Source organism: Marinobacter sp. DS40M6, from assembly GCF_028581595.1.
GTDB classification, from domain to species: Bacteria; Pseudomonadota; Gammaproteobacteria; order Pseudomonadales; family Oleiphilaceae; genus Marinobacter; species Marinobacter salarius.
The window spans coordinates 20,698-32,305 of sequence record NZ_JAFCAE010000009.1; the positions used below are offsets into that span (position 1 = coordinate 20,698).

Here is an 11,608-nt window from a genome sequence, read left to right on the forward strand (position 1 = left end):
CCGTGTGTTATTTCTGTAATCTGCCCGTTTTGCTCGTTATGATGGGGGCGATAAAAATCAACGAGTTCAAGGAACCCAAGGAGAGAGCCGTGAGCGATGCACCTTCCGACAACCTGATTCTGGCACTGCAGGATCCGGCGCTGTATGACCACCCGGTGAAAGACTTTCAGGTTATCGAAACACACATCTCATGGGTCATCCTGACCGGCGACTATGCCTACAAAATCAAGAAGCCGATGAACTTCGGCTTTCTCGACTTTTCGACCCTGGCACGGCGCAAACGCTTTTGCGAAGAGGAGTTGCGCCTGAATCGGCGTCTCGCCAACAATCTATACCTCGACGTGTTGCCCATCACCGGCTCGGCCGAGGCTCCGGCACTCGGTGGCGAGGGGGACGCGTTCGAGTACGCCATCCGCATGCGCCAGTTCGACCAGAACGAGCTGTTCGACGTGCGACAGGAAAACAGCAAACTCACGCCTGAACTGCTCACCAGCCTCGCCCGGCAGGCCGCGAACTTCCACGACAGCCAACCACCGGTTGAACCCGGCAAACCACTGGGAACGCCAGAAGCGGTCTTCGCTGCAATGCAGGAAAACTTCGACCAGATCCGCCCGATGATTGACGATGACGTGCTCCTGCTTCAGCTCGACAACCTGGAGCAATGGACCCGCAGCACCTTTGAGCGCCAATCGGCCCTGATTTCCGAGCGCTACGAGGGCGGATTTGTACGGAAGTGCCATGGCGACCTGCATCTGGCAAATATCACAATCTATGACGGCGACGTGACCGTATTCGATTGCATCGAGTTCAGTGAGCCGTTCCGCTGGATTGACGTGATCAACGACCTGGCGTTCCTGTTGATGGACCTGGAGTCCCGCCGTGAGCCCGAGCTGGCGAACCTGGTATTGAATACCTACCTGGAATACCGCGGCGACTTCGAGGCCCTGCCGCTGCTGCCCCTCTACAAGGCGTACCGGGCCATGGTCCGCGCCAAAATCGCCCTGTTTACCCTGGGCAACCCATCGCTGACCGATGCTGAGCGACAGGGGCTGATGCAGCGCTATCGCGATTACGCCCAACTGGCGGAAGACTACAGCGCCATACCCAACCCTTATCTACTGGCCACCACCGGGCTCTCCGCCAGTGGAAAATCCTGTGTCAGCGGTTCCATGGCGGCGGAGTTGGGGCTGATTCGGCTGCGTTCGGACGTAGAGCGCAAGCGGCTCTTTGGCCTGGGCCCGCTGGACCAGAGCAAATCCCCGACCGGCGAAAAGCTGTACACCGAAGAAGCCAACCAGCGCACCTATGAGCGCCTGGCCGAGTTGGCCGGCGCCTTGCTGACCAGCGGCCTGCCGGTCATCGTAGACTCTGCCTGCCTGAAACAGTCCGAGCGGGAGATGATGGCGGACGTGGCAGAGAGCCGGGGCATGCCGTTCGCTCTGTTGCACTGCGAAGCGCCCCTGGAAAGCCGTAAGGAATGGGCTCGCAACCGCTCAGGCGATGCCTCCGAAGCCACTGAAGAATTCCTGGAAGAACAGGAAGCGTGGCTTGAGCCCCTTACCACCGAGGAAAAAACCCACACCATTCATCTGTACACCGACCAGGAGCATGTGGGGGAAGCGGTCGCAGACCGAATCCGCCAGCATTTTGGCCTTCCCGGGATGTAAAACGTCTACACTGAACAGTGCCCGGCCCCTGGCCGGGCCACTGTGAATAGATTCCTGGAGCTCCACAATGGACACCGATGCCGTTCGCCACATCAATGACCCGCTTTACGAAAAGCTTCGTAGCGAAGACATTGACGCTTTCAATACCGCAAAAAGCAGACTGACCGAACTCCCGAGCCTGGCGCACGGTGATTTCCGGGGACTGGACCTTCGCGGGATGGACGCAAGAGGGCTGGACCTCAGCCACGCCTATTTTCGTGGCGCGGACCTGCGCGGTATCGATTTCAGCCAGACCAACCTGGAAGGTGCGAGCATCGCTGGTGCCAAGATTTCGGGCTGCTACTTTCCTTCACAGCTGCATTCGGACGAAATCATCCTGTCGCTCAATCACGGCACCCGAATGCGCTACAACATCCTGAAGTAACCGACTCAGGCGCCCAAGATAACCGGCACGGCCTCCCCTAGCGAGATATCCCCATCCGGCCCTTGCGGGCCGGAAAGCCCCGCCCGGTATGCCAGCACCTCCACGCCCGCGGCCTTTGCCTCACGCAGCAGCACACCGTAGGCGCTGTCGATATGATCAGCCGGCCGCACACTGTCGATACCGGTGTGGTTGACCACAAAAAACAGCACCGCACGCTCGCCGGCCCTGGCCTGGGCCATCAACTCCCGCAGGTGCTTCTGGCCACGAGTGGTTACGGCATCGGGGAAAAAGCCCTGCCCGTCCTCGCACAGGGTCACATTTTTCACCTCCACCCAGGCATCCGGATGATGCTCGTGACCTGACAGATGTAGATCAATCCGGCTTTTTTCAGTGCCGTAACGCACCTCTGCCCTGCAGGTCTGGTACGCGGCCAGCTCCGGAACATCCCCACTTTCAATGGCTTCACGGGCCTGCGCATTCGGTCGCGCCGTGTTGATACAGGCCACCTCACCCGGCGCGGTTTCAACCAGCTCCCAGGTATACTTCAACTTGCGTTTGGGATTGTCACTGGTACTCAGCCATACTCTGGCATCCTCGGGCTGACACCCCAGCATGGAGCCCGTGTTGGGGCAATGGGCAATGACCTCGCTGCCATCCGGCAACCGGACATCAGCCAGGAACCGCTTGTAGCGCCGCATTAGCCGGCCTTCGATCAATGGTACGGGCAACTTCATTTTGGTCTCCGTGCAAAAGTAGGCATCACAAGGCTGGCACCCCTGTGACTAATCTGCTATTTTCCGCAAATTCCCGTTTCAGGACGAATGCTTTTTCCAGGGTAATGGCCGGCCAGTATTCGCTGGCCGCCGGAAATAAAGCGTTCTTGCGAAGTACAAACATGAGGCCGGGTTCAATGGCAAAGACTGCAGAACAACCACGCGAACGTTTCACCAACTTCACCCCCTATGAAATGAAGAAGGGTGAAGAGTACATGAGTGCGGAAATGCTGGAGCACTTCAAGGATCTGCTGCTGCAATGGAAGCAGGAGCTGATGGAAGAAGTGGACCGCACGATGCACCACATGCAGGAAGATGCGGCAAATTACGCGGATCCCAGTGACCGTGCAACCCAGGAAGAGGAATTCAGCCTGGAACTGCGCACCCGCGACCGCGAGCGCAAGCTGATCAAGAAAATTGACCAGACCATCGACCGCATCGACAAGGACGACTACGGCTTCTGCGACCAGTGTGGCGTTGAGATCGGTATCCGTCGCCTTGAGGCACGGCCAACCGCGACATTGTGCATTGACTGCAAGACTCTCGCTGAAATTCGCGAGCGCCAGACTGGCATCTGACCCCACGCCTCTGAATATGCTGGCCCCTGAACCCGGGGCCGGTGTTCACCAGCCATGACTGATTCCCACTATCGCGGCCGGTTTGCGCCGTCTCCAACCGGGCCTCTGCATTTTGGCTCCCTGGTCACCGCGGTTGCCAGTTACCTTGAGGCGCGCAGTCATAAAGGCACCTGGCTGGTGCGGATTGAAGACCTTGATCCTCTCCGGGAATCCCCTGAAGCCACCCAGCGGATACTGGATAGCCTGAACGCCCACGGCCTGCATTCCGACGAACCCGTGCGCTTCCAGTCAGAACGCCACGCCCATTACCACGCATTGATTGATCGTTTACTCACCCAAAGGCTGGCCTATCGCTGTGCCTGTTCACGAAAGCAACTGCGGGAAAACAATGGGCGCCACCCGGAGCATTGCCGTGAAGGGAAGGCCGAACCGGGCGAACGCCCGTTCGCGGTCCGTTTTGCCCTTCACGACGAACACAGCGAGTGGCACGATCAATTACTGGGGCCGCAAGTGCAGCAGGTACACGCTGAACTAGACGATCCAGTCATCCTCCGCAAGGAAGGCTTCTACGCCTACCAACTGGCGGTGGTTGCCGACGACATCGACCAGGGCATCAGCCACGTCGTCAGGGGCTCAGACCTGCTGGACATGACCGCACAGCAACAGCAGATCTATCGTTCACTGGGCGCGCCACCACCTCAGTGGATGCACATTCCGGTTATTCTCAACGCCGAAGGCCAGAAGCTCAGCAAGCAAAACCATGCACCAGCCCTGGATGACCGAAAAGCAATAGACAACCTGAAACAGGCCCTCGTCGCATTGGGACAGGATCAACGTTTGTTGGCAGAGGCATCAGACATCGGTACCCTGCTTGCCCGGGCCGCTGCCAACTGGGCGCCGGAGCGGATTCACCTGACAGCCCGGTGAACGACGTGTTATAAACCTTTTCACAAGCGACAGTGCGGATATCATGCCTGATGTATATCTACCGTCTGGTCTTCCTTCTGGTTCTGGCCATCTACATATTCTCTCCCAACATTCTTGACTGGTGGACGTCGCCAGGGAATGCCTGGTACAGCCCCTACGTAATTTGGGCCGGCCTGATTGCCATCGGCTTCTGGCTGGAGTGGCGACGGGATCCCAATGAGTTTTAGCGCTCCCAGCCTATTACTGGCCAGCCTGTTGTATCTGGTCCTGCTTTTCGGCATTGCGTGGGTGACCGAAAAAGGCGCGCTGCCCCGCAGCTGGATCAGGCACCCTCTGGTCTACACGCTTAGCCTTGGCGTCTACGCCGGCATCTGGGCCGTGTACGCCGCGGTGGGCATGGCCGCTGAATCGGGGTTTGGCTTCCTGGCCTACTACCTGGGCATCAGCGGCGCCTTTCTGCTGGCACCGGTTCTGCTCAACCCGGTGATGCGGATTGGCCGCGCCTACCAGCTCACCTCCCTTGCCGACCTGTTCGCCTACCGGTATCGAAGCCAGTGGGCGGGCACGCTGGTAACCATCTGTTCCGGCACCGCCATACTGGCCTTGCTGAGCATGCAGATCCAGGCGGTATCCACGTCTGCCAGCCTGTTGGCGCCAGACACCTCCCCTCAACTCATCAGTGTGCTTTTCAGCATTATCGTGGTTTTGTTTGCCATGCTGTTCGGCACTCGTCGCAGCCAGGGTTCCGAGAACCACCAGGGCCTGGTACTGGCCATTGCCTTCGACTCCCTGGTGAAACTCTTCTCACTGCTGATCCTTGGCGGAGTCATCCTGTTTGGCGTATTCGATGGTATGGCAGGACTGGAAACCTGGCTGGCGGACCAGAGCACTCCGGTTAGCACAATGACCATGAGCATCGATGACGGCAGTTGGCGCGCCTTGATGCTGATGTCCTTCGCCGGTGCCCTGGTACTGCCCCACATGTACCACATGACCTTCAGTGAAAACCCATCGCCCAAAGCACTGGCAAAGGCCAGTTGGGGATTGCCCCTCTACCTGCTGCTGCTCGGCCTGCCGATTCCACTGATTCTCTGGGGCGGCCAGGCGTTGGCTGCCACCACGGGACCGAACTTCTACGCCATCGGCACCGCCCAGGCCCTCGGCAGTCCGGCGCTAACATTGATGATGTACATTGCCGGCCTGTCCGCCGCCAGCGGCCTGATGATCGTCAGCACCCTGGCTCTGGCGGGCATGGTGCTGAACCATGCGGTTCTTCCACTACGAACCCCCAAGGACCACGGTGACATCTACCACTGGCTGAAATGGGTCAAGCGCCTGCTTATCGCGGCCATCATCTTCGCTGCGCTGCTGTTCCATGAAACCCTGGGCAAAAACCTGGACCTGTCGATCCTCGGCGCCATTTCACTATCAGGCATGCTCCAGCTACTCCCCGGCGCCCTTGGTGTGATCTACTGGCCAGAAGGCAATCGCCGTGGCCTGATCGCCGGGCTGGTCTCCGGCCTGGTCATTTGGGTGATTACCCTGGTGTTGCCCTTCTCCCATACCGCCAACCTGCTGGATTTCATCGGTGCCCCGCTGGTACCGGACTACAGCAACTGGCACATCTTCACCTTCGTTAGCCTGACGGTGAATGTCACCATATTCACCCTCATTTCAGTACTGAGTACGAGCTCCGCCGAAGAAGCCGGGGCTGCCCAGGCATGTTCTCTGGGCGCGCTTTCCCGCCCCCAGCGCAGAGAGTTACTGGCAACCTCGTCTGCGGACTTCACCCGCCAGCTTGCGGTTCCATTAGGGTTGGGGGTTGCAAGACGGGAAGTGGAAAAAGCCCTTACCCAGCTCAAGCTGCCCAACGTGGAATACCGGCCCTACCAACTTCGGCGCTTGCGCGACCGAGTGGAGGTAAACCTTTCGGGATTGCTGGGCCCCGCTGTCGCTCGTGATCTGGTTAAACGGCATCTGGGCTATAAACCCATGGCCAGCGGCGGCACCGCACAGGATATACGCTATGTCGAACGGGCCCTCGGGGATTACCAGAATCGCCTGACCGGGCTCGCCGGGGAACTGGACAACCTGCGCCGCCACTATCGCCAGACCCTTCAGAACCTTCCGATTCCCGCTTGCTCTGTTGGCGAAGACGGCGAAATACTCATGTGGAACAACGCCATGGAAGCCCTCACCGGCATTACAGCCGACGATGTGGTGGGCGCCCGACTGATGGCCCTGCCCGAGCACTGGCACCTGCTGCTGGACGATTTCAACAGCGGTGAGGACCTGCACCGGTACAAGCACCGCCTGGATCTGAAAGGCCGCCCCCACTGGCTTAACCTGCACAAAGCAGCCTTGAGCGGCCCCGATCACACCGAGGGCGGCAGCATTATCCTGGTGGAAGATCAGACGGAAACCCGCCTGTTGGAAGACGAACTGATGCACAGCGAGCGCCTGGCCTCCGTGGGCCGGCTCGCGGCCGGTGTCGCCCACGAAATTGGCAATCCGGTCACCGGTATCTCCTCCCTGGCCCAGAACCTGAAACTGGAAACCGACGACCCGGACATCCTGTCCACCGCGGATCAGATCCAACAGCAGACCCGGCGGATCTCCACCATCCTGCAGTCGCTGATGAACTTTGCCCGTACCGGAAATCATGCCCACGCCAACCGCTACGAACCGGTGGACATACACCGTTGTGTGGACGAGTCCATCAACCTGCTGTCCCTCAGTGACAAGGGCATGGGCATTCACTACCGCAACGAATGTCCGAATGAGCTGACCATCCTGGGGGATGAACAACGGCTGGTGCAGGTGTTTATCAACCTGCTGGCCAATGCCCGGGACGCCTCACCCATCGGTGGAGAAGTGCGTATCAGTGGAAACCGTGATGGCTACTCCGCTATTATCGAGGTCACCGATGACGGCTCCGGCATACCGAAAGACCAGCTGGACCATATCTTCGAGCCTTTTTACACCACCAAGGCCCCCAACAAAGGAACGGGCCTGGGCCTGTCGCTGGTGTACAGCATCATTGAAGAGCATTACGGCAACATTCAAGTGGACAGCCCGGCTGATGCTGACACTAGCCGCGGCACCTGTGTGCGCATGAGGTTGCCGGCCTACGAGCCGGACACCGGTACCACCATCAGCCAGAACGAAGGGTCGTAAACGCGTTATGCCTCGCATTCTGATTGTAGAAGACGAAGAGATCATCCGTTCAGCGGTTCGCAAGCTGCTTCAGCACGCCGGTTACGAGGTTGCCGATGCTGGCTCCGTTGAAGAAGCCGAAGACAACCACGACCCCGGCGAATTTGACCTGATCATCTCCGACCTTCGACTGCCCGGCGCAGCCGGAACGGAACTGATACGGCGCGCACCGGACACTCCGGTGCTGATCATGACCAGCTATGCCAGCCTCCGCTCCGCCGTGGACTCCATGAAAATGGGCGCCGTGGAGTACATTGCCAAACCCTTCGATCACGATGAAATGCTGGAAGCGGTCGAGGGCATTCTCGCCAGAAAGCCGCAGATTTCTTCCTCGAATGCCCAGTCATCATCGAATCAGGCAGATGCAGCTGCACCGGACAGCGACCCGGCCAGCATCATGTTTGGTCACTGCGATGCCATGCAGAAGGTGTTCACCCTGATACGCAAAGTGGCGCCGACGGAGACCACAGTGCTGATCCAGGGCGAATCCGGAACCGGCAAGGAGCTGGCTGCTCGCGCGCTTCACCTGATGAGCCCCCGGGCCGCCAGACCTCTTATTTCCGTGAACTGCGCCGCGATTCCGGAAAGCCTGATCGAGTCGGAACTGTTCGGCCATGAAAAGGGGTCGTTTACCGGGGCGGTATCGGCTCGGACCGGCCTGATCGAAGCAGCCGACGGCGGCAGCCTGTTTCTGGACGAAATCGGCGAATTGCCCGCTGAGGCTCAGGCCCGTCTGCTGCGGGTGTTGCAGGAAGGCGAGATTCGCAAGGTGGGCTCCACCCAGAGCCGCCAGGTGGACGTGCGTATGATTGCAGCCACCCATCGTAACCTGAAGGCCATGACACGAACCGGTGGGTTCCGCGAAGACTTGTTTTACCGACTGAACGTCATGCAGGTTCGCATACCGCCGCTGCGGGAAAGGCAGTCGGATATTCTTGGCCTGGCCCAGCGATTCCTGCAACGCCAGGGCGAAAAGATGAGTAAACCCGGCCTGAACCTGACACCAGAGGCTATGCGTGCGCTGGAACGACACCGCTGGCCCGGCAACGTCAGGGAGCTGGAAAACGCCATCGAGCGCGCCACCATCCTCTGTGACAGCGACCTGATCACCCCGTCCCTGCTGGATCTGGACGGCGAAGGCGGCGACGTCAACATCCCCGAAACCCTGGTGGACGGCAACAACGAGCAGGCGCCCTCCCGGGAAGCCGAGGCCACCAGTGACCTCTCCCTTGAAGATTACTTCCAACACTTTGTGCTGGAAAACCAGGATCGTATGAGTGAAACCGAGCTGGCCCAAAAGTTGGGGATCAGCCGTAAATCTCTGTGGGAGCGGCGGCAACGCCTGGGCATCCCACGAAAGAAAAGTTCGGGGAACTGATACTTTTCCGGTACTCCTCAGCAAGCGTTGTTACCGGGAAAGTGTGAACCTGAGCTCAGTTGTTACCCAGTGTTCCTGACGGTAACACCCCAGATCTAAAAAACGCGACCTCAGTAACACTTAAGTCTTACGATCCACCTTCCCAAATAGACCGACAATACTAACCTACTGTTAATAAACAGTTTTCAAAAACTGGCACACGGACTGCAGTCTATAGGGCGCACAACAACAAAAACAACAGTGACAACGCAGCGCCAACAACAAGAACAAAAAGCTGTAGAAGACGTTCGGTAACAAAAACAAAAACAGAACGTGAGCGAACTGAGTGTTTTGGGTACTTTGCTTTTTAGTGGTCCCACGGCACGTGCGAGTTGTAGATGTAGAGAAGAATCGTCTTCCAGGCGGCACTGCATTTACCCAATGACTTGCCCGATGTCTCTGACTGCTCTGTGTATTCAAAGCTTTCCGTTTGCACTCCTGGAATCCCTAAGCTTGGGGATTGACAGTGGGGTAGAAAAACGAAGAAAAATCCCGGTAAAAACAAAAACAATGCAGATCGTCAACGCTTTCAGGGCGGGTTCGTGTAAACGAATCCGCCTTTTGATTATCTGGCCCAACCATTTTTCAAACCGACCATTTACGCCCTTCCTTTGGTTGTTTTCACCAGCTTGTGTCGCCAAACGTGTGCAAATCCCGTCCAAACCGTTAAACTCTCGCTTTTGCTCAGCGCAATAACGGAATTCAATGCTTAAACGACTATTGTCATACGTGTCAGGAAACGGGAAGAAAAAAGCCCGAACCTATCAACGTCAGGAAATCCCCCGGGACCAGCATAACGTCTCCCGCTCATTCATCAGCGAGCCCGCCAAGAAAGTGCTCAGCCGGCTGAACAATGCCGGTTACGAAGCGTATCTGGTGGGCGGTGGTGTTCGCGACATACTGCTTGGCGGCAAACCCAAGGATTTTGATATCGCCACCAACGCCACGCCGGAAGAGGTGCATGACCTGTTCCGCAACTCCAGGCTGATTGGCCGGCGCTTCCGCATTGTTCACGTCCTGTTCGGCCGGGAAGTCATTGAGGTCACCACCTTTCGCGGAAATGCGGCAGAAGCGCAGGAAGATGACGACGACGATGACCGCAGAACCAGCGAGCATGGCCTGCTGCTGCGGGATAACGTCTACGGCAATCTGGAAGAAGACGCCTTGCGCAGGGACTTCACCGTGAATGCCCTCTATTACTGCATCCGCGACTTCACCGTGGTGGATTTCGCGAACGGCATTGAAGACCTGGAAAACCGTCAGATGCGCCTGATTGGTGACCCGGAAACCCGCTACCGGGAAGACCCGGTACGTATGCTCCGCGCCGTACGCTTCGCCGCCAAGCTGGGCTTCGATATCGAACCCGACACCGAAGCCCCGATCCGGGAACTGGCACCACTGCTCACGCACATTCCGCCAGCTCGCCTGTTCGAAGAAGTGCTTAAGCTGTTCTCCGCAGGTTTCGGTGAAGCCACTTACGACCTGCTCAGCGAATACAACCTGCTGGCGCCTTTGTTCCCGGAGACGGTGCAGGCCATCAACAACGGCGAGCCGGATGAACTGATCCGCAAGGCCCTGCGAAATACCGATGCCCGCATCGCTCAGGGCAAGTCAGTAACGCCCTACTTCCTGTTTGCAGCCATGCTCTGGCCAGCCCTGCAGGCGGAATGGCGGAAACGCCAGGATAATGGGGAGCCGGTACAACCGGCATTGCACATGGCCATCGCCAAGGTGATCGGCCGACAGGTTCAGGCCACCTCGATCCCCAAGCGCTTCTCCGGCCCGATGAAGGAGATCTGGGAACTGCAGATGCGCCTGCCACGTCGCCAGGGTAAGCGCGCATTCGCCACCATGTCCCATCCCCGCTTCCGGGCCGCCTATGACTTCCTGCTAGTAAGGGAAGCCTCGGGCGAAATCGAACCCGGACTGGGCCAGTGGTGGACGGAATTCCAGGAAACGGACGAGCGCGGCCAGGAACGTATGTTGACACAACTGGGCAGTGACGGCCCCAAGAAACGCCGCCGCAAGAAGCCCGCGAAAAAGGCCTGACCGATGACGGCCACGGATGTTTTTATCGGGCTCGGCAGCAACCAGGCTGACCCTTCCGCGCAACTGGCCGGTGCCGTGGCCCGGCTGGCTGCGCTGTCGGAAACTGAACTGGTGGCCCAGTCCCCTTTTTATCGCAGTAAGCCGGTGGGCCCGCAGGACCAGCCCGATTTCGTAAACGGCGCAGCCTGGTTACGCACGGAACTTTCCGCCCTGGAACTGCTGGACCAGCTACAGGCCATTGAAAAGGCTCATGGCCGCGAACGCATACAGCACTGGGGGCCGAGAACCCTGGATCTGGACCTGCTCCTCTATGGCAATGAAACCATCGCCAGCGAACGCCTGACCGTACCCCACGCCGAACTCGCCAACCGCGACTTTGTCTTGCAGCCGTTACTGGACCTGGAGCCCGGACTGGCACTGCCAGACGGCCGCACCATCGCGCAACTGCGACAACAATGCCCTGATAACAACCTGCAAAAACTCAATCCGGTGGAACGGGCACCTTTCCCGCCCGGCTGAGACCAACGGCTCGGCGTGCGGCTATTGCCACAAACACA

10 protein-coding genes are annotated in these 11,608 nt (G+C 58.6%); 9 read left to right on the forward strand and 1 reads right to left on the reverse strand.

All coding sequences use genetic code 11. The features are described from left to right. The first annotated feature begins 38 nt into the window (after positions 1-38). Positions 39-1,667 carry a bifunctional aminoglycoside phosphotransferase/ATP-binding protein gene (locus JJO78_RS18905; RefSeq protein ID WP_273624426.1) on the forward strand — a complete coding sequence of 543 codons (1,629 nt, stop codon included), beginning with the start codon at positions 39-41 and terminating at the stop codon, positions 1,665-1,667. A 67-nt stretch (positions 1,668-1,734) separates the two neighbouring features. Continuing rightward, complete coding sequence (locus JJO78_RS18910) at positions 1,735-2,091, forward strand: pentapeptide repeat-containing protein (protein WP_036203251.1); 357 nt, start codon at positions 1,735-1,737, stop codon at positions 2,089-2,091. A gap of 5 nt (positions 2,092-2,096) precedes the next feature. On the opposite strand, the gene sfsA is transcribed toward JJO78_RS18910, so the two are convergent. Further along, positions 2,097-2,825, reverse strand: a complete 729-nt coding sequence (sfsA, locus tag JJO78_RS18915; protein WP_273624427.1) for a DNA/RNA nuclease SfsA — start codon at positions 2,823-2,825, stop codon at positions 2,097-2,099. Positions 2,826-3,001: 176 nt separating this feature from the next. Here sfsA and dksA point away from each other — a divergent pair, with 176 nt between their 5' ends. The 7 genes from dksA to folK all read left to right on the forward strand — a co-directional run bounded on the left by dksA (position 3,002) and on the right by folK (position 11,570). Next, entirely contained in the window at positions 3,002-3,442 is a 441-nt protein-coding gene (gene dksA / locus JJO78_RS18920) for an RNA polymerase-binding protein DksA (protein WP_036203245.1), read from the forward strand. A gap of 54 nt (positions 3,443-3,496) precedes the next feature. Beyond that, a complete protein-coding gene (gluQRS, locus tag JJO78_RS18925; RefSeq protein WP_036203241.1) occupies positions 3,497-4,369 on the forward strand; it encodes a tRNA glutamyl-Q(34) synthetase GluQRS in 873 nt (290 codons plus the stop codon). 50 nt (positions 4,370-4,419) lie between these two features. Beyond that, a complete protein-coding gene (locus JJO78_RS18930) occupies positions 4,420-4,596 on the forward strand; it encodes a hypothetical protein (RefSeq protein ID WP_007153470.1) in 177 nt (58 codons plus the stop codon). Further along, positions 4,586-7,546 (forward strand): ATP-binding protein, encoded by a 2,961-nt coding sequence (locus JJO78_RS18935; RefSeq protein ID WP_036203238.1) that lies wholly within the window; start codon positions 4,586-4,588, stop codon positions 7,544-7,546. The genes JJO78_RS18930 and JJO78_RS18935 overlap by 11 nt, the downstream gene beginning before the upstream one ends. A 7-nt stretch (positions 7,547-7,553) precedes the next feature. Beyond that, the gene (locus JJO78_RS18940; RefSeq protein ID WP_036203235.1) at positions 7,554-8,963 is read left to right on the forward strand and encodes a sigma-54-dependent transcriptional regulator; all 1,410 of its coding nucleotides are present in this window, start codon (positions 7,554-7,556) and stop codon (positions 8,961-8,963) included. 744 nt (positions 8,964-9,707) lie between these two features. Continuing rightward, positions 9,708-11,051 (forward strand): polynucleotide adenylyltransferase PcnB, encoded by a 1,344-nt coding sequence (gene pcnB, locus JJO78_RS18945; protein WP_273624430.1) that lies wholly within the window; start codon positions 9,708-9,710, stop codon positions 11,049-11,051. A gap of 3 nt (positions 11,052-11,054) precedes the next feature. After that, positions 11,055-11,570 (forward strand): 2-amino-4-hydroxy-6-hydroxymethyldihydropteridine diphosphokinase, encoded by a 516-nt coding sequence (gene folK / locus JJO78_RS18950; RefSeq protein WP_273624432.1) that lies wholly within the window; start codon positions 11,055-11,057, stop codon positions 11,568-11,570. Positions 11,571-11,608 lie beyond the last annotated feature (38 nt).

What these genes read in the sequence shown, in the direction of transcription:
- JJO78_RS18905 (WP_273624426.1), top strand. Translation starts at nt 39, where the DNA reads ATGATGGGGGCGATAAAAATCAACGAGTTCAAGGAACCCAAGGAGAGA.
- JJO78_RS18910 (WP_036203251.1), top strand. Translation starts at nt 1,735, where the DNA reads ATGGACACCGATGCCGTTCGCCACATCAATGACCCGCTTTACGAAAAG.
- sfsA (WP_273624427.1), bottom strand. Translation starts at nt 2,825, where the DNA reads ATGAAGTTGCCCGTACCATTGATCGAAGGCCGGCTAATGCGGCGCTAC.
- dksA (WP_036203245.1), top strand. Translation starts at nt 3,002, where the DNA reads ATGGCAAAGACTGCAGAACAACCACGCGAACGTTTCACCAACTTCACC.
- gluQRS (WP_036203241.1), top strand. Translation starts at nt 3,497, where the DNA reads ATGACTGATTCCCACTATCGCGGCCGGTTTGCGCCGTCTCCAACCGGG.
- JJO78_RS18930 (WP_007153470.1), top strand. Translation starts at nt 4,420, where the DNA reads ATGTATATCTACCGTCTGGTCTTCCTTCTGGTTCTGGCCATCTACATA.
- JJO78_RS18935 (WP_036203238.1), top strand. Translation starts at nt 4,586, where the DNA reads ATGAGTTTTAGCGCTCCCAGCCTATTACTGGCCAGCCTGTTGTATCTG.
- JJO78_RS18940 (WP_036203235.1), top strand. Translation starts at nt 7,554, where the DNA reads ATGCCTCGCATTCTGATTGTAGAAGACGAAGAGATCATCCGTTCAGCG.
- pcnB (WP_273624430.1), top strand. Translation starts at nt 9,708, where the DNA reads ATGCTTAAACGACTATTGTCATACGTGTCAGGAAACGGGAAGAAAAAA.
- folK (WP_273624432.1), top strand. Translation starts at nt 11,055, where the DNA reads ATGACGGCCACGGATGTTTTTATCGGGCTCGGCAGCAACCAGGCTGAC.